At 64.5% G+C, this 20,232-nt stretch carries 20 protein-coding genes; 14 read left to right on the forward strand and 6 right to left on the reverse strand.

The window, feature by feature from the left end; all coding sequences use genetic code 11:
• The first annotated feature begins 22 nt into the window (after positions 1 to 22).
• The 7 genes from WG900_RS00705 to tatC all read left to right on the forward strand — a co-directional run bounded on the left by WG900_RS00705 (position 23) and on the right by tatC (position 4,880).
• Positions 23 to 763, forward strand: a complete 741-nt coding sequence (locus WG900_RS00705) for an SPOR domain-containing protein (protein WP_339963976.1) — start codon at positions 23 to 25, stop codon at positions 761 to 763.
• Between the two features lie 63 nt (positions 764 to 826).
• Positions 827 to 1,849 carry a beta-N-acetylhexosaminidase gene (nagZ, locus tag WG900_RS00710; RefSeq protein ID WP_339963977.1) on the forward strand — a complete coding sequence of 341 codons (1,023 nt, stop codon included), beginning with the start codon at positions 827 to 829 and terminating at the stop codon, positions 1,847 to 1,849.
• Positions 1,846 to 2,652 (forward strand): segregation and condensation protein A, encoded by an 807-nt coding sequence (locus tag WG900_RS00715; protein WP_339963978.1) that lies wholly within the window; start codon positions 1,846 to 1,848, stop codon positions 2,650 to 2,652. Before nagZ ends, WG900_RS00715 begins: the two co-directional genes overlap by 4 nt.
• Positions 2,649 to 3,296 carry an SMC-Scp complex subunit ScpB gene (gene scpB / locus WG900_RS00720; RefSeq protein ID WP_339963980.1) on the forward strand — a complete coding sequence of 216 codons (648 nt, stop codon included), beginning with the start codon at positions 2,649 to 2,651 and terminating at the stop codon, positions 3,294 to 3,296. The genes WG900_RS00715 and scpB overlap by 4 nt, the downstream gene beginning before the upstream one ends.
• A 72-nt stretch (positions 3,297 to 3,368) precedes the next feature.
• Complete coding sequence (locus WG900_RS00725) at positions 3,369 to 3,614, forward strand: twin-arginine translocase TatA/TatE family subunit (RefSeq protein ID WP_339963982.1); 246 nt, start codon at positions 3,369 to 3,371, stop codon at positions 3,612 to 3,614.
• A gap of 15 nt (positions 3,615 to 3,629) precedes the next feature.
• Positions 3,630 to 4,040, forward strand: coding sequence for a Sec-independent protein translocase protein TatB (tatB, locus tag WG900_RS00730; protein ID WP_339963983.1), 411 nt, complete (start codon positions 3,630 to 3,632; stop codon positions 4,038 to 4,040).
• A gap of 9 nt (positions 4,041 to 4,049) precedes the next feature.
• Positions 4,050 to 4,880, forward strand: coding sequence for a twin-arginine translocase subunit TatC (tatC, locus tag WG900_RS00735; RefSeq protein ID WP_339963984.1), 831 nt, complete (start codon positions 4,050 to 4,052; stop codon positions 4,878 to 4,880).
• 295 nt (positions 4,881 to 5,175) lie between these two features.
• On the opposite strand, the gene WG900_RS00740 is transcribed toward tatC, so the two are convergent.
• The 3 genes from WG900_RS00740 to WG900_RS00750 form a co-directional block, all read right to left on the reverse strand.
• On the reverse strand, positions 5,176 to 5,391 hold the full coding sequence (locus WG900_RS00740; protein WP_339963985.1) for a hypothetical protein: 216 nt from the start codon (positions 5,389 to 5,391) through the stop codon (positions 5,176 to 5,178).
• Between the two features lie 259 nt (positions 5,392 to 5,650).
• Entirely contained in the window at positions 5,651 to 7,339 is a 1,689-nt protein-coding gene (locus WG900_RS00745; protein ID WP_339963986.1) for an amidohydrolase, read from the reverse strand.
• Positions 7,336 to 8,271 carry an NAD(P)-dependent oxidoreductase gene (locus WG900_RS00750; protein WP_339965295.1) on the reverse strand — a complete coding sequence of 312 codons (936 nt, stop codon included), beginning with the start codon at positions 8,269 to 8,271 and terminating at the stop codon, positions 7,336 to 7,338. Before WG900_RS00750 ends, WG900_RS00745 begins: the two co-directional genes overlap by 4 nt.
• A 44-nt stretch (positions 8,272 to 8,315) precedes the next feature.
• On the opposite strand from WG900_RS00750, the gene WG900_RS00755 reads away from it, so the two are divergent.
• The 3 genes from WG900_RS00755 to WG900_RS00765 all read left to right on the forward strand — a co-directional run bounded on the left by WG900_RS00755 (position 8,316) and on the right by WG900_RS00765 (position 11,992).
• On the forward strand, positions 8,316 to 8,657 hold the full coding sequence (locus tag WG900_RS00755) for a VanZ family protein (RefSeq protein ID WP_339963987.1): 342 nt from the start codon (positions 8,316 to 8,318) through the stop codon (positions 8,655 to 8,657).
• 42 nt (positions 8,658 to 8,699) lie between these two features.
• Positions 8,700 to 9,947 (forward strand): threonine ammonia-lyase, encoded by a 1,248-nt coding sequence (locus WG900_RS00760; protein WP_339963988.1) that lies wholly within the window; start codon positions 8,700 to 8,702, stop codon positions 9,945 to 9,947.
• 80 nt (positions 9,948 to 10,027) lie between these two features.
• Entirely contained in the window at positions 10,028 to 11,992 is a 1,965-nt protein-coding gene (locus WG900_RS00765) for a trypsin-like serine protease (protein WP_339963989.1), read from the forward strand.
• Between the two features lie 64 nt (positions 11,993 to 12,056).
• On the opposite strand, the gene WG900_RS00770 is transcribed toward WG900_RS00765, so the two are convergent.
• Together WG900_RS00770 and WG900_RS00775 are read right to left on the reverse strand one after the other, a co-directional pair.
• Positions 12,057 to 12,257, reverse strand: coding sequence for a hypothetical protein (locus WG900_RS00770; protein WP_310533909.1), 201 nt, complete (start codon positions 12,255 to 12,257; stop codon positions 12,057 to 12,059).
• Positions 12,258 to 12,301: 44 nt separating this feature from the next.
• Positions 12,302 to 14,239, reverse strand: a complete 1,938-nt coding sequence (locus tag WG900_RS00775) for a TIR domain-containing protein (protein WP_339963990.1) — start codon at positions 14,237 to 14,239, stop codon at positions 12,302 to 12,304.
• A gap of 209 nt (positions 14,240 to 14,448) precedes the next feature.
• Between WG900_RS00775 and WG900_RS00780 the strand changes: the two genes are divergently transcribed.
• Positions 14,449 to 15,312 (forward strand): TauD/TfdA dioxygenase family protein, encoded by an 864-nt coding sequence (locus tag WG900_RS00780; protein WP_417596629.1) that lies wholly within the window; start codon positions 14,449 to 14,451, stop codon positions 15,310 to 15,312.
• Between the two features lie 129 nt (positions 15,313 to 15,441).
• Positions 15,442 to 16,290 (forward strand): TauD/TfdA dioxygenase family protein, encoded by an 849-nt coding sequence (locus WG900_RS00785; protein WP_339963992.1) that lies wholly within the window; start codon positions 15,442 to 15,444, stop codon positions 16,288 to 16,290.
• 71 nt (positions 16,291 to 16,361) lie between these two features.
• Here WG900_RS00785 and WG900_RS00790 read toward each other — a convergent pair whose 3' ends face one another.
• The gene (locus tag WG900_RS00790) at positions 16,362 to 17,888 is read right to left on the reverse strand and encodes a DHA2 family efflux MFS transporter permease subunit (protein WP_339963993.1); all 1,527 of its coding nucleotides are present in this window, start codon (positions 17,886 to 17,888) and stop codon (positions 16,362 to 16,364) included.
• 174 nt (positions 17,889 to 18,062) lie between these two features.
• Here WG900_RS00790 and WG900_RS00795 point away from each other — a divergent pair, with 174 nt between their 5' ends.
• Together WG900_RS00795 and WG900_RS00800 are read left to right on the forward strand one after the other, a co-directional pair.
• Positions 18,063 to 19,328, forward strand: coding sequence for an MFS transporter (locus WG900_RS00795; protein WP_339963994.1), 1,266 nt, complete (start codon positions 18,063 to 18,065; stop codon positions 19,326 to 19,328).
• Entirely contained in the window at positions 19,321 to 20,172 is an 852-nt protein-coding gene (locus tag WG900_RS00800; RefSeq protein WP_339963996.1) for an SMP-30/gluconolactonase/LRE family protein, read from the forward strand. The genes WG900_RS00795 and WG900_RS00800 overlap by 8 nt, the downstream gene beginning before the upstream one ends.
• The last annotated feature ends 60 nt before the right edge of the window (positions 20,173 to 20,232 follow it).

Consider the following 20,232-nt stretch of genomic DNA (forward strand, 5'->3'; position numbering starts at 1 on the left):
GGGGGCGGCTGCGGAGGGCGCAATGATCGAAAATAATGGCCGGGATCCGGAAGACTACGGCGCCGAAGACGCCCAGGACTCCGTCGAGCAGGCGGTCGAACAGGCGGTCTATGACAACGAAGAGCCCAAGGAGCTCGACCTCGACGAGGACGACCGCCTGCCGTGGCTCGAATCCGCTGACGACGATTATGACGAGGAAGGTGTCGATGGCGCCCGCGTCTTCGGTTTCGTCCTCGCCGGCCTGCTGGCGCTTGCGGCTATCGTTTACGCCATCTGGTGGTTCAGCCACCGCACGCCCGATCCCGCGCTGGTCGCCGACGGCAGCACGATTGCCGCGCCGACCGAACCCTACAAGGAAGCGCCGAAGAACCCGGGCGGCAAGTCGTTCGCCGGGCAGGGCGATACCTCGTATTCGGTCGCCCAGGGCAAGGATAGCCAGACCAAGCTGGCCGGCGGCGGCGAAGCGCCTAAGCCGAGCATTGATGCTGGCACCGCCGCAACTGCGGCGGGTTCTGCACCGGCAACGGGCGGCGTCGGCGTGCAGGTTGGCGCCTATGGTAGCCGCGAAAGGGCCGAACAGGTGTGGTCCATGCTCGCCGGACGCAGCGATGCGCTCAAGGGCGTGAACCACCGCGTGGTCGAAGGCACGGCCGACATCGGCAAGGTCTATCGCCTCCAGGCCGTCGCCAGCGACGGTGCAGCGGCGGATGCCCTGTGCGCCAGGCTGAAGTCTGCGGGCATCACCTGCCAGGTTAAGCGCTAATTTTCCCCATTTCCGGACCCCCGCGCGCTTGCAATGGCAGCGCGCGGGGGCCAGTTTCCGGCCATGGTTCCTGCAATTTTCGGCCTTTCGGGTTTAACCCTCACCGCTGACGAGCGTGCGTTTTTCGCGGACGCCGATCCGGCGGGCTACATCCTGTTCGGCCGCAACATCGAAAGCCGTGAACAGGTCCGCACGCTCACCGATGAACTGCGCGCACTGCACGGGCGCGACCGCCTGCTCATCACTATCGATCAGGAGGGCGGCCGCGTCGCGCGGATGAAGCCGCCTGTCTGGCCGGCCTCTCCGGCGGGTGCGGCCTTCGACCGGCTTTATGACATTGCCCCGGCCAGCGCGATCGAGGCGGCGCGGGCCAATGCCCAGGCGCTCGCCATCGACCTTGCCGAGGTTGGCATCTCCTGCACCCATGCCCCCGTGCTCGATGTTCGCTGCGAAGGCGCGCATGACGTGATCGGCGACCGCTCCTATGGCTTCGAGCCGATACGTGTGGCCGCCATTGGCCGCGCCGTGCTCGATGGGCTGGCGCGCGGCGGGGTGGCGGGCACTATAAAGCACATCCCCGGCCACGGCCGCGCCTGTGCAGATAGCCACAAGGAACTGCCCACCGTCACCGCCAGCGAGGACGCGTTGGAGCGCGACATTGCGCCGTTTCGCGCGCTGGCTGGCGCGGCGATGGGGATGACCGCGCACGTGCGCTATACCGCGTGGGACGCCGAAAACCCCGGCACCCTCTCACCCGTCGTGGTGGGGGAAATCATTCGCCGGCGCATCGGCTTTGACGGCCTGCTGCTGACCGATGACATGGATATGCAGGCGCTAGCGGGGCCGGTGCCGGATAATGCGGCGCGGGCGCTGGCTGCGGGCTGCGACATCGCGCTCAATTGCTGGGCGAAGATGGATGACATGCTGGGCATCGCGGCGACCTGCCCCGATATCCGCGCCGACAGCGCCGCACGGCTGGAACGGGCGCTGGCACCAACGCGGGTTCCGGCGGATGACACCGAGGGGCAAGGCGAGCTCTTTGCCAAGCGCGATGCGCTACTGGGCTTGTGCGAGGCCGAGGCATGAGCCAGCAGGACCTCGATCTGCCGGTAACGTTGCAGCCGGCAGAAGAGGATTGGGCCGGTCCGGCGGCTGCGGCAGGCGCGGATGAGGCGCTGTATCTTGAGCTCGATGGCTGGGAAGGGCCGCTCGATCTTCTGCTCGATCTGGCGCGGCGGCAGAAGGTCGACCTGCGCAAGATCTCGATCCTTGGCCTCGTCGATCAGTACCTACTGTACATCGAGCGGGCCGAGGAACTGCGGCTGGAACTGGCGGCAGATTACCTCGTGATGGCGGCGTGGCTGGCTTACCTGAAGTCGTCGCTGCTGCTGCCGCGCGAAGAGCAGGACCAGCCGAGCGCCGAGGAACTGGCGATGCGCCTGCAATTGCGGCTGCAGCGGCTCGCCGCCATGCGCGATGCGGCGGCGCGGCTGATGGGGCGCGACCGGCTGGGGCGTGACGTGTTCCTGCGCGGTGCGCCGGAGGGGCTGCGCGTAGATCGCAAGAACCGCTGGCAGTGCGACTGGTTCGATCTTGTTCAGGCCTATGGGCAGGTCAAGGCGCGCACCGCGCCGGTGGTCCACATGGTCCGCGACCGCATGGTGATGACGCTCGATTCGGCGCTCGCCCGCGTGTCGTCGATGCTCGGCGTGACTCTCGACTGGATCGAACTGCGCGAATTCTTGCCGCCGCATGCCGATGCCAAGCTGCGGAAGTCCGCGCTGGCTTCCAGCTTTGTCGCGGCGCTTGAACTGGCGCGGATGGGCAAGGCGGAGATGGTGCAGGAAAAGACCTTCGGGCCGCTGCGGCTGCGGCGGATGACGGTATGAGCGAGCGCCCCGACGACCTTGTCCGCGCGGTAGAGGCGACGCTGTTCGCGGCGGAAATGCCGATGACGGCGGAGGCAATTTCCACCCATCTCGGCGGGGCGGACGTGAAGGCGGCGCTGCGCGAACTGGCGGCGCATTACGAGGAACGCGGCATAGCCGTTGTCGAGCGGGCAGGGCGCTGGCACTTCCAGACCGCCGCCGACCTTGCCCACCTGCTGCGGCGCGAGCGCGAGGAAACGCGGCGACTGTCTCGTGCCGCCACGGAAACTCTGGCGATCGTCGCTTATCACGAACCCGTCAGCCGCGCCGAGATAGAGGCGATTCGCGGTGTCCAGACGGCGAAAGGCACGCTCGACGTGCTGCTGGAGGCCGGTTGGGTGCGCGTGGCCGGGCGACGCGAAGTGCCGGGGCGGCCGGTGATCTATGCCACCACGCCCGAATTCCTTGCGCATTTCGGGCTGTCTTCGCGCAAGGACCTGCCGGGCATCGACGAGCTCAAGGCCGCCGGCCTGCTCGATCCGGTCGACGATGCACTCGAAGCCGCGCTCACCCGCAGCGAAGAGGCGGCGGCCGAAGAAAAGGAAACCCGCCAGGCGGACGAAAATTGGTCAGACGGACTGGCAAGCGAGGATGAAAGCGCCTAGATACCCCGGCGAGGGGCGCGGTCGTGTGTGCGCCCTTGGTGCTTTCTGGGCGCTTTTGCGGAGTATTCTGAAATGGGTTTCGGGTCTGCCTGGCACTGGATCGTGGTGCTGATCGTCGTCCTCGTGCTGTTCGGCCGTGGCCGCGTTGCCGATGTCATGGGTGAATTCGGCAAAGGGCTGAAGAGCTTCAAGCAGGGCATGAACGACGAGGACAACAAGCCTGTCCCGCCGCCGCCCGCACAGATTTCCGCCCCGGAAAGCGCCGCTGCACCTGCTCCGGCACCGGCGGCCAGCGAAACCACCAAGACCGGCGAATAAGCCGGTCATCCAGCCATGTTTGACGTCGGCTTCGACGAGATGCTGCTGATCGCCATTGTGGCGATCGTGGTCATCGGTCCCAAGGACCTGCCGATGGCGCTGCGCACCGTCGGGCGCTGGATGGCGAAAGTGCGCCGTGTTTCAGGGCATTTCCGTTCAGGCGTCGAAACGATGATCCGCGAGGCGGAGCTGGAGGACATGGAAAAGAAGTGGCGCGAACAGAACGCCGCTATTCTTGCCGCGCATCCCGATCCCGGCCCCGATGCGGAATCGCAGGCCGCCGCCGCTGCGGCTGAGGGGGATTCGACCATTTTGCCGATGAATTCTCCGCAAGTGGAGACGTCGCCGCCAGCTGAGCAGGTCCCGCCAGAAGCTTCCAAATCTGACGACAATGCGCCCGAGCTTCCGCTCGCCGGTCCGCGATAGGGGGTTGGGGTGGTTTTCAAGATCCGCGAGATTGACGATTCACAGGCACCGCTACTCGATCACCTGGTCGAGCTGCGCACGCGGCTGATGCGCTGCATTTTTGCGCTGCTCATTGCCTTTGGCTTCTGCCTCTATTTCGCGCGCGACATTCTCGGCTTTCTTGTCCAGCCGCTGGTCGATGCCGGACAATCGCGGCTGGTTTTCACCAAGCTCTACGGCCAGTTCTTCGTTGAACTGAAGGTGGCGATTTTCGCCGGTTTCTTCGCCAGTTTCCCGATCATCGCCAATCAGCTTTGGGCCTTCATCGCGCCGGGGCTCTACGCCAAGGAAAAGCGCGCATTCCTGCCGTTCCTGCTGATGACCCCGGTGCTGTTCATCGGCGGCGGTGCGCTCGCCTATTATGTCGTGATGCCCACCGCGTTTCGTTGGTTCCTGGGCTTTCAGGGCATGCAGGGCGATATCAAGATCGAGGCGATGCCCAGTTCCGAGGACTATCTCGGGCTGGTCATGCAGTTCATCCTCGCCTTCGGGTTCAGCTTTCTGCTGCCGGTGTTGCTGCTGCTGCTCAACCGCGCGGGCATTGTTACTCGGGCCCAGCTGATCGGCGCGCGGCGCTATGTCATCGTCGGGATCACCGTGCTGGCCGCGATCATCACGCCGCCGGACGTCATGTCGCAGCTGATGCTGGCGGTGCCGCTCTTCCTGCTGTTCGAGGGCGCACTGGTGATCATGTGGTTTACCGAGCGCAATGACGCGAAGGTGAAGGCGCGGAAAGAGGCCGAAGCGGCGGCTGGTGATGCGGGTACCGCAGTCGAGACAACTGCCGACCCTAACGCTTGAGTCAGCGGAGGGTGTCGTTTGGCACTGTCCTTCGTCATCCCGGCGCAGGCCGGGACCCAGTCAGAAAAGTCGCGCGCTATGCGGCACCCCTTTTATCCCAGCAGAGAGGGACGCTACCGCGTCCAAATTATGCTCGCTGGGTCCCGGCCTGCGCCGGGATGACGGGTAGGTTGAAGTGATGCCACGCATCGACTGCCGCCGCTTCCCGCCTTCGACGATCGCTTTACGTCTTCAGCAGGCAACAAAAAAGCGGGGTAAAAACCCCGCTTCCCTGTATTCGACTAGTCGGCAGTCCTTACGGGCTGGTCGGCGTGTCGTCCTGATTGCCCACGAGAAGGGCAATACCTGCGCCCATCGCGAGGATGGCGAGGATCAGGAGAATGGTCGAGTCGCCGCCGAACTGGCCAGCGTCTGCAACCTGGGTCGAGGCACGGCCAACTTCCGTCTGAGCGAAAGCCGGGGCTGAAACCATCAGAGCTGCGGCAGTTGCAGCCAGATCACGAAACTTCATCGAGTCTCTCCTTTTGAGCTCTTCATCATTCGCTTAACCGAACCGCGAATGACGTACAAGCATATAATCAACGGTTTCGCGCCCGAAAGGTTCCCTAATTAAAGAGATCCTTGCAGCACGAAGCGTCTGACCCGGTCGCATTTACTCAAGCGCCTGATTCGTGCAAGCCCCAATTCCCGGCCAGCGGGATGAAGCGAGGTGTTTCGGCGGCTAGTCGTGGAGAATTAACAACAGGTTAGGATATGTTCCCGGCCCATCCCTAAGGATCGGAGGGCTTCTGTTGCGCCGAGGTCACAGGTGCCGAATAAATCCGGCGTCCGCCCACCCAGGTCTCAAGCACGCGAGTCTGTGCCAGTTCCGTGGGACTTGCGAGCAGGGGATCGCGGTCGACCAGCAGGAAGTCGGCACGCAGGCCGGGGGCGAGACGACCAAAGCGGGTCTCAGCCAGTCCGGCATAGGCAGCGCCCGTGGTGAAGCCGGCGATGGCGGCTTCGCGGGTCAGGCGTTCCTGCGGCTGCCACCCGCCAAAGGGTTGGCCATCGGGCCCTTGCCGGCTGATCGCGGCGGCGAGGCCGGCGAAGGGATCGGGGGATTCGACGGGGGCATCCGAACCGAAGGCCAGCTTGCCGCCGCTCGTCGCGATGGACTTCCACGCATAGGCCCCGGACAAGCGGTTAGGGCCTAGCCGCGCCTCTGCCATGGTGCGGTCCGAAGTCTGGTGCACGGGCTGCATCGAGGCGATCACGCCGAGCTGGCCAAAGCGCTGAATATCCGCCGGATCAACGACTTGCGCGTGTTCGATGCGCCAGCGGCGGTCGCTCTTGTAGGTTTGATTGAGCTCCAAAACGGCACCGAGCACCTGGCCATTGGCCTCATCACCAATGGCGTGGACGGCAACCTGAAAGCCGTCCATCGCCGCGCGGCTCATCAGGTTGCGCAGCTGCGCGGGGGTGAGGAACGATAGGCCCTTGTTGCCCGGCGCATCGGCATAAGCCGCCTTGAGCGAGGCCCCGCGCGATCCCAGCGCGCCGTCGAGATAGATCTTCACTCCGTTGAGGTGCAGCTTGTCGTCATAGAGCCACGGCCCCGGTTCTGACCCGCCGATCAGCGTCATGGCATCGACCCCCGAGGCATAGGACATCACGCGGATGCGCAGCCGGCCAGAGTCGCCCGCGCGGCGCAGCGCCTGCCAGTCCTCGATGCTGGTGCCCATGTCGGCAGCGGCGGTCACGCCCTTGCTCGCCAGTAGATCCTGCGCTTTGTCGAGCGCAAGATCGCGTTCGGCCGCGCGCGGTTGCGGCACGTGCTTTTCGATCAGCGCGGCCGCTCCATCGACCATCACGCCTGAGGGCGCCTGACTGCCCGGCAGCCGTTCGATGCGCCCGCCTGCCGGGTCCTTGGTCGCGGCGGTTACGCCGGCGGTGGAGAGCGCGAGGCTGTTGCCCCAACCAGCATGGCCATCGACGCGCTGCAGCCACACCGGGCGGTCCTTGACCACGGCGTCGATCTCGGCGGCGGTGGGGAAGCGGCCGAGCTTCCACACTTCCTGATTCCAGCCGCGTCCGATGATCCATTTGCGTTCGGGATGGTCAGCGGCGAACTTGGCGATGGCTGCCTGTGCTTCGGCCAGCGATTTCGTGGCAGACAGATCGAGCGTCATCGCGGCGATGCCGAGGCTCATGATATGGAGGTGCGCGTCGATCAGGCCGGGCATCAGCACGCGGCCCTTGCCGTCGATATAATAGTCCGTCTTCGCGGGCTTCTTGTCGCCCCGGCGCAGCAGTTGCACGACCTTGCCATCGGCGTTGAACACCAGGCCGGAAATCCGCTGGACCTGACCTTTGTCATCGAGAGTGAAGCCATCGACATTGTCGATCAACGTATCGGCGAGGGCGGGGGAGGCGAGAGCAAGCGCGGAAACGGCAACAGCAAAGTTCAGTCGGATCATTTGCGTTTCCCCGGCAACGGCAGGCGGCGCACGAGCGCAGAGGTATCGAGACGGCCCCCGCCGATGGCCTGAACCTCGGCATAGAACTGGTTGACCAGCGCGGTGATCGGCAGCGAAACGCCCAGTCCGCGCCCTTCGTCCATAGCCAGGCCAAGGTCCTTGCGCATCCAGTCGACCGCGAAACCGAAATCGAATTCGTCGGCGGCCATGGTCTTCCAGCGGTTGTCCATCTGCCAGCTCTGCGCCGCACCGCCGGAGATCGCCTCATAGACCTTGTCGGTATCGAGGTGGCTGGCCTGAGCAAAGCGCATGGCCTCGGAAAGCCCGGCGACGATGCCGGCGATGCAGATCTGATTGGCCATCTTGGCGGTCTGCCCCGCGCCGGCGCGGCCGATGTGGACGACGCGCCGGGTATAGGCTTCGAACACCGGCATGGCAGCGGCGATGGCGTCGGGCCGCCCGCCGCACATCAGGGTGAGCCTGCCTTCCTCGGCGCCGATCTGGCTGCCGGTCATCGGCGCATCGACGCAGTGGACCTGCAGGTCGCGCGCTTCGACGGCGATCTGGCGGGCGATGCGGGCAGAGGCGGTGGTGTGATCGATGAACAGCCCGCCGCGCTTCAGGCTGCGGAACACGCCGTTTGGCCCAAGCACCACGTCGGACAGGTCATCGTCATTGCCGACGCAGGTGATGACGACTTCGGCACCCTCGGCAGCGTCGGCCGGGCTGGAGGCGACACGCACCGAAAGCTCGGGATTGCGGGCCTGCCAGCGCTCGCGCCGTTCGGGCGTGCGGTTGTAAATGGTCAGCTCGTGCCCGGCCCGGGCCAGGTGCCGGGCAATCGGCCCGCCCATCACGCCAAGGCCTAGAAAGGAAATCCTGCGTTTCTCGCTCATAGGTAGCCTGTTAGCGCCAATTGCGCGCCGTGCCAGCCCCCGGTATGGGCCTTGCGATGCAATTCCTTAAGTCAGCGCCCGTGCAGCGTGCCGCCTTCTGGCTGTTCTGGGCCATTGTCATCTTCTCCGTCGTGATGGCGCTGCTGCCCAAGCCGCCGGAAATGCCGAGCGACCGTCTGGGCGACAAGGTGAACCATATCCTTGCTTTCGCGGTGATGGCGGGCACGGCGGCTCTCGCCTTTCCGCAAGCGCCGCGCTGGCGGGTGATCGAGCGTCTGTCCTTCCTCGGCGCGCTGATTGAGGTGGCGCAGTCGATCCCGGCGCTGCAGCGCGATTGCGACTTCCGCGACTGGGTCGCCGATACTGTGGCGGTGATCGTGGTGACGGGCATTACCGCACTGGCGCTGAGACAGAACCAATAGCGATTTGCAAGCCGTGCGCTTTGGCTTTACGGCGCGGGCCATATGGAAAGCATCGCTGATACCCCCGTTGCAGCCCAGGCGCTGCTGACCATCGATGATATCCGGGCGGCTGCCGGGCGCATTGCCGGCGCAGTCGTGCGCACCGACATGGATTACTCGCAGACGCTCAGCCAGATCGCCGGCTGCGATGTCTGGCTGAAGTTCGAAAACCTGCAGTTCACCGCCGCCTACAAGGAGCGCGGCGCGCTGAACGCGCTGCTGCATCTGAACGAGGAACAGCGCAATCGCGGTGTGATCGCGGCTTCGGCGGGCAATCACGCGCAGGGGCTTTCCTATCACGGCACGCGGCTGGGCATTCCGGTCACCATCGTCATGCCGCGCACTACGCCCACGGTGAAAGTCATGCAGACCGAGCAGGTCGGCGGCAAGGTGATGCTTGAAGGCGAAACCTTCGACGATGCCTATGCCTATGCGCGGTCGATGGAAAAGCAGCTGGGGCTGACCTTCATACACCCGTTCGACGATCCTCTGGTTGCGGCCGGGCAGGGCACTGTGGCTCTCGAAATGCTGGAGGACATGCCGGATCTCGACATGCTGGTGATCCCGGTTGGCGGCGGCGGCCTGGCATCGGGCATGGGCGTCGCGGCGCGCGCGTTGAAACCGGACATCGGCCTGATCGGGGTCGAGGCGGAGCTGTTCCCCTCGATGTACAACCGGCTGAAAGGCACCGACCTGCCGATCGGCGGCGATACGCTGGCCGAAGGCATCGCGGTCAAGGAACCGGGCGAGTTTACTTCCAAGGTGCTCGCGGGCCTGCTCGACGATTTCCTGCTGGTCGGCGAACGCGAAATGGAAGCCGCGCTGGCGCTGCTGCTGCAGATCGAAAAGACCGTAGTCGAAGGCGCGGGCGCGGCTGGCCTCGCCGCCGTGCTGCGCAATCCGGACATGTTCAAGGGCAAGAAGGTCGGCATCGTGCTGACTGGCGGCAATATCGACACGCGCCTGCTGGCCAACGTGCTGCTGCGCGATCTTGCCCGCTCGGGCCGCCTCGCGCGGCTGCGGCTCACCCTGCAGGACCGCCCCGGCGCTCTGTTCAAGGTGATGGAAGAATTCAACCGCCACAACATCAATATCATCGAGATCTGGCATCAGCGCATCTTCACCCACCTGCCGGCGAAGGGCCTGATTACCGACATCGAATGCGAAGCGCGCGACAAGGAGCAGCTGGACCGTTTGGTCGCTGCCCTGCGCGAAAGCGGCTATGATGTCAGCCAGATCGAAGTGAATTGACGCTCCCTCAGCGCGATTGACAGCACGGAGTATCACTCTCACCATCGCCAGCACGCCCACCATGGCGAGGGAGGCCGGCCTTGCGCGACTTTCGACCCCGCATGATCGCGGTGCTACTCGGCCTGCTGGCCATCGGCGGCGCACCTGCATTGGCGCAGCCGGTGGACACTGTCGCACCAGCCGCGCCAGCTTTATCCTCAGAACCACGACGCGCGCCGCTGCCGTTTTCGCCCGATACGGATCGCTACAAGGGATGTGGCACAGCGCAGCTCAATGTCGTCTTTGAAGGACTACTGATCGGCAACTCGCCACTCGGCACGGTTTCGGTCCGACTAAACGAAAGCCTTGGCGATGCCGAGCCGCAGATTCGCGCTTTCCTTGCCTCATTGGACTTTGTGACGGTCACGCCCAACGCTGATTTCGAACTGACTACACTGGTCGACTATCCGCAGACCATGGTGCTGGTCGATGCGAAAGCGGGGCCAGAGCACTGGCGCATGTTGCCGCGCAAAGGGGAGAACAATTGCCCGGTTTACGAGCCGCGTCAGTTCATGGTCGGGGATGTGACGTCGGGCAGCTCGCTGGCACTGCTCAAGGCACGCCTTGCCGAAGAATTCCGCGGCATGAAGGTAATGTCTCTCCCGCAGATCGCCGGCAGCCGGGACATCGAGACCTGCATCAAGGCAATGAAGGTTGTCGTGTGCAGCTCCAACCCCGATGCTCCGAACGTGATCGATGGCGAGGAGCGCGATCGCGAGCTTTACACCAAAGAGGAGACGACCATCCGGGTCCGCAACCGCGGAAGCCTGCGCCGTCACGTCTATTTCGGTTTTCTCGATGATTCGCGGCGCATCGATTTCGTGTCGGTCCGCAATGGTGCGGACAGGCCGCTTGAGCCGGGCGAGGTGGTGGAGTTTTCGCACCCAGCGCCCGCGTTTGATGGCCGGTCCTATGCCATGACGCTGACCAGCGAAGCGCCGATCGATCCGCGCCGCATCAATCAGGCTGGCGCTTATGGTCCCGGCGCGCATTTGGTGGCCTGCAAGCCGCGACCGCCGGCGACAAATACTATCGCGCTCACCGATCCGCTACCGGCGGGCGCAGCCTATGCCAATTCTCTGGAAATCGAAGTCCAATCCTCAGCGCTTTGTCCCCGGGTGGGCGGCGGTGACGTGGCGCTCGCCAGCCTCGTGCCGTGGATGGCGCAGCTCTACGATACGCGGCCCTTCACGGCCGCCCAGATCGCGCGCGATAACCAGCGCAGCGTACAGGACCGGATCGGGATCAGTGCGCTGAACGCTGAGCAGCGCGAGCATCATTGTGGCGGCACGCTGATCGGTCCGGGGCTGGTGCTGACGGCGGCGCATTGTGTGGCCGAAGGGTCGTTTGCGGGTGTGAACGAGGCCAAAGCTCGGCAGACCCTTCGCGTGCGGACAGGCAGCATCGATCTGGGCGAGGGGCGGTCCTATGCCATTGACAGCATTGCCATCCATGCGGGATTTGTCGCGGAGCGCAATGCGGCTGACATTGCGTTGATCAAGTTGAAACCGGCCAGTCCCGGAGCGCCCCTGCCGGCCAAGGCCGTCGCGCTGTCAGAGAATTCGTCCTTCGCACCGGGTACGGAATTCGAGACGTACGGCTGGGGGTTTTCCGGCGAATGGCATTCGGGGCGCAGCAATCCGCATGTCTCGGTCAGCGGTGCCTTGCAGATGCCAACCGAGCGGCTGCGCTATGGCCCGCTGACTGCAATTGCCCCGCAGCGCTGTCCGCTTGGGCTGCGGGTGATATGCGCTGCCTCGCCGCCCGGCCGGGCGCGGCAGGTGTTTACCTGCTTCAAGGATAGCGGCGGGCCGCTCATCCGTACGCGCAGCGGCAAGCAGGAGCTGGTCGGCGTGGTCAATTTCTCGAAAGGCTGCTCAGGCCCGGTGCCGACCGCCTTTGCCGCCGTGGCGAGCTATGGCCGGTGGATTGATGCGGCGAAGGTTTGGCTGGCGAAGAACTCCGGCAGGGTGGGCCGGGTGAGCGATCCGGCTCTGGCGCGGTAGCATCCAAAAAACGAATACGGGCGGCCCGGCATCCCGGACCGCCCGCTGCGATTTGGTTATCCGATCAGGGAGCCTTGCGTTCATCCAGCGTGTGGTGATCGCCCGAGGCATCGACCGACGGTTCGGCGCTGGCATCCATGCTGGCTTCGGCGGTCGGCGCCGCTTCACTGGTTACGGCTTCGGGTGCGGCTTCTTCCTTCTTGGTGCAGGCGCCGAGCGCCGAGATGAAGGCAATTGCGGAAACGGTGGCAATGATCTTGCGCATGTCTTTCCCCCTCTAAGGGTCAGCCCCTGCTGACGCGGCGGAAGCTATACGAAGTGCAGCTTGCCTAAAAGCGTTTTGAATCGCGCTTCGGTTTCGAGCGGGCGCAGGAAGGGATCGCTCAGCGTCAGCAGCAGGCCGGGGTCGCGTTCGGCATAGGCGCCTTCGAGGGCGGTGAGCGCCTCCTCGCGTTTGCCCCATTGGGAAAGGATCTGCGCCTGCTGGTAAAGCGTGGCCTTGCCGGTTTCGGTCACCAGCTGGTCGTAGGCTGCCTTCGCCGCGCCCTGATCGCCCTGCCGCAGTGCGACGATGGCCTTGCCGGGGAGCGCCAGCGTGACGTTCTTTTCCAGCACGAACTCTGCGGCGGCCTCGGCAACCTTGTTCTGCTGGAGCAGCGCATTGCCGATGTTGCCGTGGGTCGAGGAGACCTTGGGATTGATCTCGAGCGCCTTGCGCCCGGCGGCAATCGCCGCGTCCCAATCACCGCTGGCGTAATGGACCTGCGATTTCGATTTGAACAGCGCCGGGTCGAGCGGTTCGAGCATCGCAGCCTTGTTGATCGCCGGCAGCGCCTTGTCTGGCTGGCGGCGGCGCGCGTAGTAGAGCGCATAGCGGCTGAGCACTTCGGGATTGCCCGCGCCGTACCGCATCGCGGCTTCGTGCGCCAGCTCCGCGCCGATCACGTCGAGCTTGCCGAACAGCGTGGCATAGGCGAGCGCGACGTGGCCTTCGGGATATTCGGCGGCGAGTTCGATGGCGCGGCGGGCCTCGCTTTCGGCCTCGGCCACCAGCTTGTGTCGCTGGGCGAGGTCGTGGCTGGCCACGGCGATCACGCCCATGGTGCGTGCGCGGGCGGCATGAGCGGCGGCATAGGCGGGATCGAGCGTGGCGGCGCGGGTGAACTCCGCCAGCGCGGCCATGTCGCTCGCCTCGTCGACCGGGTTCTCGAACAAGAGCTTGCCGCGCAGGTAGGCGTCATAGGCTGCCGCGACCGTGGTTCCGCCGCTGCGCTTGACAGATTCCTTGTGGCTGCCGGCGGACAGCTGCGGGGTGAGCGCGGCATCGACAGCCGCGGCGATTTCTTCCTGCAGGCGCAGGATGTTGCCGGCTGGATGCTGGTAAGTCTGCGTCCACTTGGCAAAGCCGGTTGCGGCCTCGACCAGTTCGACCGCGATGCGCACTTCGCCCGGCGCCACGCGGACATTGCCGGTGAGCAGGTGGGCCACGCCAAGCTGCGCGGCGATGCCTTTCGCGTCTCCCGTCTTGCCCCGAAACTCGTTCGACGACATCTGCCCGACTACGGTGAGTAGCGGATTGCGCGCAAAGCGGCTGCGCAGTTCGGCGGCGAGGCCATCGGGCAGGTATTGCTGCGCCGGATCGCCGCTGAGATTGTCAAACGGCAGGACGGCGAGGCTATTTCCGGGGGCTCCGCCGCGCATGAAACGCCAGCCCGCCGCGCCGCCGGCGATCACCGCCACCGCCGCCGATCCCGCGATCAGCGTCCGGCGCGAAATTCCGCTGCCAGACCGCGCTTGCGGCAGGACGTGGGCCTGCTCGCCATAGAGTGCCGCGAGTGCCGCCAGCGCGCGCTGCATCTGCGGCCCGTCTTCGCGCACGCCTTCCTTCGATATGTCGATGAACTGGAATTGCCCGAAGCCGAGCGGGGGGTGGCTGCCGTCAATCGACAGCGGCACCAGCCGCCCGGAATCGCGTCCGCGTGTCGCCTCGTCATGGACCCAGTGCGATTCGACCGAAACTTTCGACCACAGCACCATGACCGCGCGGGCATTGTCGAGCGCCCGGGTCGTGACCTTTCCGAAACGCTCGCCGCCGGGGATCAGGCCGTCCCACCAGACCTTGTATCCCCGCTTCTCGAGCATGGTGATAACGGCTTTGGCAGTCTTCTGGTCTTCGCGGGAATAGCTGAGGAAGACGTGCGCGTACTGGTGCGGATCGCCCCCGGTGTTCGCGGCTTGCTCGTCCATGCGCTGTCATGCCCCGCTGGCCCGCGCAAGTGCCGGCCCGCCCGCGAATGTATGGCGCATGGCCCTGCTTGTCACGCCAATTGGAGCGCCGGCCTCCCCGCCCATGATCGCCCCAGCGCGGCGGCCGCGCGGCGAGCCGCCTTGTCTCGTATCCCGCCGCGCTGTACATTCGTTCAACAGACAAGATCAGAATATCCGGGAGAATGACCGTGGCCACAGCCGCCGATGTAGCCGTCCAGCTGCGCTTTGAAGCGATCAAGCCGAAGATCGGCGCGCGCGTGCTCAACACCAAGGAAGAGCTGCTTTCGGGCGCGCTGTCGGAAGCCATCCTCAGCTTGATGGAAGAGCGCGGCGTGCTCGTATTCCCGAAGCTCGATCTGACCGACGCCGAACAGGTGCAGTTCTCCAACTCGCTGGGCGGCAATGCCGATGAACTTGCCGGGCAGAATCAGGACGCGGTGTTCAAGGTCTCGCTCGACGAAAAGAAGCAGGACCGCAACGTCGCCGAATACCTCAAGGGGTCGCTCTACTGGCACATCGACGGCACGATGAATCCCACGCCGATCCGCGCCTCGATGCTGACGGCCAAGGTGCTCGCGCCCGAAGGCGGTGACACGCTGTTCGCCAATACGGCGACGTCCTATGCCGACCTGCCGGAGGACAAAAAAGCTGAACTGGAAGGCCTGCGCGTCGTCCATTCGCTGTGGTGCTCGCAGTTCTACCACACGCCCGAACCCAGCCTTGAACAGATCGACGACTGGCAGTCCAAGGGCGAGGCGGAAATCCCGCTCGTCGTCACCAATTCGACCGGCAAGAAGAGCCTCGTGCTCGGCAATACGGCGCATTACGTGAAGGGCTTCGACATGAAGGCCAGCCAGCGCCTTCTGCACGGCCTGCGTGAATTTGCCACCGGTGAGCCTTACACCTACCGCCACGTCTGGACCGTGGGCGATACGGTGATGTGGGACAACCGCACCTCGCTGCACAAGGCAACGCCCTATGATCCCACTGCCCGCATGATGCACCGCACGATCATCAAGGGCGGCGAGGCTTGGGAAATCACCAAGGCCTGAATCGTTCGCCGCCTTATCGGTACATTTGATCGCTTCAGGCGATCGGACTAATCGCCCCGGCGCGCTTCAACGTTCCGGGGCGTTCGCTTATATGGCAGACATAGTCCCAACCCCCGAGGGAGTTTACCCATGGCAACCGCCGCAGACATCAGCCTTCGCGCCGAAGCGATCAAGCCGAGGATCGGCTCCCGCGTGCTCAACAGCAAGGAAGAGTTGCTGACCGGCAAGATCTCGGCCGAGATCCGCGACCTGCTCGAACAGCGCGGCGTGCTGGTCTTCCCGCAGATCAATTTCACCGATGAAGAGCAGATCGCCTTCACCAAGACGCTCGGCAAGTTCGCGCCGGAACGCGCCGGCGGCGATGAAGTGATCAGCAAGATCACGCTCGATCCTACCGAAGCGGGCGAGAGCGCGGAATACCTCAAGGGATCGCTCTATTGGCACATCGACGGCACGCGCAACGACGTGCCGATCCTTGCTTCGCTGCTGTCGTGCAAGAAGCCGAGCCCCAAGGGCACCGGCAACACGGGCTTCGCCAACTGCTATGCCGCCTACGAGGCATTGTCCGATGAGGACAAGGCTGCTTACGACGATCTCAAGGTGCTCCATGCACCGTGGGCGACGGTGTTCTATCACGAACCCGAGCCGAGCCTTGAAAAGCTCAAGGGCTATATGCGCATTGGCGAAAACGAACTGCCGCTGGTGTGGAAGCACCAGTCGGGCCGCAAGAGCCTGGTGCTGGGCAATACCGCGCATTCAGTCGTCGGCAAAAGCCCTTCGGAATCTGCGCTGATCCTCCACGGCCTGCGCGATTGGGCAACCTCGGAACAGTTCACCTACAGCCACGAATGGACCGCAGGCGACATGGTGATCTGGGACAACACCGGCACCGTGCACCGCGCTGAATGGTACGATCCCGATTGCGGCCGCATGATGCACCGCACCAAGCTGGAAGGCGAAGAGCCCTGGGAATCCTGATCAGTTAGAGCGGCCTGCGCCGGGATGACGATTCATTTTTTCGCAGGCCGCTTCAGCCGCTTTCGACGCCTTCAGTGATCGACGCTGGGGGCGGGCACGGACTGCCCCAGTTTCTGCTTCTTCATCAGGAAGATGACCGGGATCGTCGCCAGCGCGACGAGGCACGATAGCCAGAAGGCGTCGATTGTCGCCACCATGGTTGCCTGCCGCCAGATTTCCCCGGCAGAGCGTGTCAGAGTGGCCGGATCACCAAAGTCCATGTCCGGTCGCGCCCAATCCAGCATCGGGTTGTCGGGCCGCATACCTTCCGCCAGTCGCGCGGATACCTGGGCCGTCTGCTGGATCGAAATCAGCGTCAGGGCAGATATGCCCATCGACTGGCCAAGGTTTCGTACCAGCGCAAACATCGCCGCGCCTTCGTTGCGATAGGCCGAGTTGAGGGTGGCAAAGGCTAGCGCTGATAGCGGCGAGATCAGCATACCGCCGGAAAAGCCCTGAAAGGCCCCGGCGAGCATGATCGGCATTTCGTCGGTCTGCAGGTTGAGACCGGAGAACATGAACAGCGAGAGCACCGACATGGACATTCCGACCAGCAGCAGCAGCCGGGCATCGATCAGCCGCATCACGCGCGTTACGATCAGCAGGCCGAGGATCGTGCCGACCGCGCGGGGGATGTTGATCAGGCCGAACTTGAAGGCGGAATAGCCGAGCAGGTTTTCGGTGTACATCACCAGCATCGGGCTGGAGGCAAAGATGACCATGCCCACCACGGTGGAAACCAGCGTGCCGATGGCGAAGTTGCGATCCTTGAATAGGTCTGCCCGCAGAAAGGTGTCCCGCCGCGTGAACATGTGGACCATGAGCAGATAGAAGGCGAGCGCGACCACGCCGGCCTCGATGCAGATCTCAGCGCTGTCGAACCAGTCGACCTGCTCTCCGCGGTCAAGGATTAGCTGGAAGCCGCCAACGAACAGCGTAACCGTCAGGAAGCCGATCCAGTCGAACGGGGGCAGCTTTTTGTCGAGCACTTCAAGGTGTGACAGGATGCCGATGAAGGCAGCGATGCCAATCGGCAGGTTGATCAGAAAGACCCAGTGCCACGAATAGTTGTCGGTCAGCCAGCCGCCCAGCGTCGGCCCCAGCAACGGTCCGACCATGGCGCCAAGCCCGGCATAGGCCATGGCGGTCGGCTGTTTTTCGGGCGGGTTGATGTCCAGCAGGGTGGCTTGTCCCAGCGGGATCAGGCCAGCTCCGCCAAGCCCCTGAACGATACGGGCCAGGACCATCAACTCGATAGACCGCGCCGATCCGCAGACCAGTGATGCCAGGGTGAACATGGCGACCGAGATCATCATCACCCGCTTGCGCCCGAACTTGCTCGCCAGCCACGACGCCAGCGGCATCATTACCGCGCTGGCAATCAGGTAGGATGTCAGCACCCAGGCGATCTGGTCCGGTCCCGCCTGCAGGTCTGCCATCATCTTGGGCACGGCGACCACGGTGATCGTCATGTCGATGGTGACGATCAGCGTCGTGATCATCACCGATGCGGTGATGAACGCCTTGCGGGCAGGCGACGGGTAAAGCAGCTGGGCCATTCGGTGTATGCCGATAATAAGCCATGCTACTAATGGCAAGCCCGATGCACCGTCAGGCATCGTTGCGGCGTCTTGACCGGCCTTGCGGCGCTGCCATAGTCCGGGTCGCAGCGCCGCTCAGTCGGCAATGCAAACGGTTCATTCGCCTGCAAAACAGGGCGACGGGGAGAAGAGATGAGCGGCAACACCGGCGGCGCACTTGCCGAATGGCGGCGATACGGCTTGCTGCCGATAGCAGCGGCGCTGGGTTACGCGACCTGCGTGATCCACATCTACGGGCTCGGCGTGTTTATCGAGCCGATTTCCAAGGAGTTCGGCTGGAGCCGCACGGCGACCACGGTGGGCCTGACGCTCTCGACCGTGATTCAGGCGCTCTGCGCGATCCCGATCGGCATGGCGGTTGACCGCTTCGGGCCGCGCAAGCTGGCGATCATCGGTGTGGTGCTGACCTGCGCCGCCTTTGCCAACCTGTCGAACGCGACCGGCGACATGGCCAACTGGTACCTGATCTGGATCGTCATGTCGCTCGCCTCGCTGCCGATTCAGGCGACGATCTGGACGAGCGCGGTGGCCTCACGCTTCCACGCCTCGCGCGGGATAGCGCTGGCGGTGACGCTGTGCGGCGCATCGGTGGCGCTGATCGTCTTCCCGTTCCTCGGCACCGAACTGATCCAGGCCTATGGCTGGCGCGATGCCATGCGGATCGAGGCGCTGATCTGGCTCGCGGTGGCATGGCCGATAGTGATCTTCCTGTTCCGGGGCGCGCAAGACGACAAGAAGGCGATTGCTGCCGCCGCTGCCGAGGGCAAGATCGCTCCGGTGCTGCCGGGCATGTCGCTGATGGACGGTCTGAAGACGACGATCTTCCTGCGCCTGCTGATCGTCGCGCTGTTGTTCACCTTTGCCATGATCGGCCTCAACGTCCACTTTCCGCTGATCCTCAAGGGCTATGGCTTCACCGCGCTGGAGGCGGCGGGGCTGGCCTCGCTGATCGGATGGTTCTCGATCCCCGGACGCATTGTGACGGGCTTCATGCTTGACCGCCTGCGCGCATCGCTGGTCGGCGCGGTGGCCTTTCTGCTGCCCGGCATTGCCTGCGCGATCCTGTTGTTCGGCGGCGGCAGCGGGATGAGCGTGGCGCTGGCCGCTGCGTTCATCGGCTTCACGCTGGGGGCGGAGGTCGACGTGCTGGTTTACCTGACCACACGGTACTTCGGGCTGAGGAACTTCGGCGGGCTCTATGGCGGCATCCTCGCCGCGCTGTCGGTCGGCACGGCTTTCGGCCCGCTTGCGGCCTCGCGCGTGTTCGACGTGTGGACGAGCTATGACCCGTTCCTCATGTCCACACTGGTGATGATGGGCCTGTCCAGCCTGCTCCTCGCCAGCCTGCCGCGCCCGCGGCCCGAACTGAACGACATGAAGGAACCTGCTCTTGTCTGATTTCAAGGAACTGATCCGCGGGGCCTATTTCGAGGGTCTGCTGATCGATGGCGAAAACCTGTGGTACACCGATGTCACGCGCGGCGGGGTGCACAACCTCGCCACCGGCCAGACGGTCCTGCCCGAGCGCACGATGGTGGGCGGCCTGCTGCAGAACAGTGACGGTGCCCTGCTGGTCGCCGGCGGCGGCGGCATCGAATGGGTCAACCCCGCCACCGACGCCAAAGGCACGCTTGTTACTGTCGACGATGGCGTCAACGAGATGCGCGCGGACGGGCAGGGAGGAATGTTCTTCGGCACGATCGACCTGCCGGCGATCCTTCGCGGGGAAACGCCCGGCCCTTCGTCCATCCGCCATCTTGCCCGCGACGGCACTTGCCGCGTGCTCAAGGAAGGCATGGTCTTTGCCAACGGCCTCAGCCTCGATGCGAGTGGTACTATCTTGCTGTTCAACGAAAGCTTCGTCGCCACCCGCGCCTTTCCGGTCGGCCCGGACTTCGCGCTCGGAGAAATGCAGACCTTGCTGGACATGCCCGATTGCGACGGCATGGCGCTCGATGTGGAAGGCAACGCCTGGATCAGCGGCTTTGCCAGCGGCGAACTGATCTGCCTCACGCCCACTGGCGAAGAAGTCGCCCGGCTGGAGCTGCCAGGCCCTGCCTGCACGAACGTGCGTTTCGGCGGGCCTGACATGAGCGACCTTTATGTGTGCATCGTCGATCCCGCCGATGCCCAGAAACTGGCCGATGGCACGCCGATTACGGATCAGAATTCCGCCATCTACCGCACCCGCGCGCCGGTGCCGGGCGCGCCGATGGGTCGGACGGAATTTGTGCTGGGGTGATACGGGAGCTTCGCCCAACAACAATTCGACCGTCATCCTGAACGTCAGTCACCATCGGTA

Source organism: Novosphingobium aquae (assembly GCF_037572715.1).
Classification (GTDB): domain Bacteria; phylum Pseudomonadota; class Alphaproteobacteria; order Sphingomonadales; family Sphingomonadaceae; genus Novosphingobium; species Novosphingobium aquae.

Coding starts and splice junctions, on each gene's coding strand:
- WG900_RS00705 (WP_339963976.1), top strand. CDS start 23: ATGATCGAAAATAATGGCCGGGATCCGGAAGACTACGGCGCCGAAGAC.
- nagZ (WP_339963977.1), top strand. CDS start 827: ATGGTTCCTGCAATTTTCGGCCTTTCGGGTTTAACCCTCACCGCTGAC.
- WG900_RS00715 (WP_339963978.1), top strand. CDS start 1,846: ATGAGCCAGCAGGACCTCGATCTGCCGGTAACGTTGCAGCCGGCAGAA.
- scpB (WP_339963980.1), top strand. CDS start 2,649: ATGAGCGAGCGCCCCGACGACCTTGTCCGCGCGGTAGAGGCGACGCTG.
- WG900_RS00725 (WP_339963982.1), top strand. CDS start 3,369: ATGGGTTTCGGGTCTGCCTGGCACTGGATCGTGGTGCTGATCGTCGTC.
- tatB (WP_339963983.1), top strand. CDS start 3,630: ATGTTTGACGTCGGCTTCGACGAGATGCTGCTGATCGCCATTGTGGCG.
- WG900_RS00740 (WP_339963985.1), bottom strand. CDS start 5,391: ATGAAGTTTCGTGATCTGGCTGCAACTGCCGCAGCTCTGATGGTTTCA.
- WG900_RS00745 (WP_339963986.1), bottom strand. CDS start 7,339: ATGATCCGACTGAACTTTGCTGTTGCCGTTTCCGCGCTTGCTCTCGCC.
- WG900_RS00760 (WP_339963988.1), top strand. CDS start 8,700: ATGGAAAGCATCGCTGATACCCCCGTTGCAGCCCAGGCGCTGCTGACC.
- WG900_RS00770 (WP_310533909.1), bottom strand. CDS start 12,257: ATGCGCAAGATCATTGCCACCGTTTCCGCAATTGCCTTCATCTCGGCG.
- WG900_RS00775 (WP_339963990.1), bottom strand. CDS start 14,239: ATGGACGAGCAAGCCGCGAACACCGGGGGCGATCCGCACCAGTACGCG.
- WG900_RS00785 (WP_339963992.1), top strand. CDS start 15,442: ATGGCAACCGCCGCAGACATCAGCCTTCGCGCCGAAGCGATCAAGCCG.
- WG900_RS00790 (WP_339963993.1), bottom strand. CDS start 17,888: ATGGCCCAGCTGCTTTACCCGTCGCCTGCCCGCAAGGCGTTCATCACC.
- WG900_RS00795 (WP_339963994.1), top strand. CDS start 18,063: ATGAGCGGCAACACCGGCGGCGCACTTGCCGAATGGCGGCGATACGGC.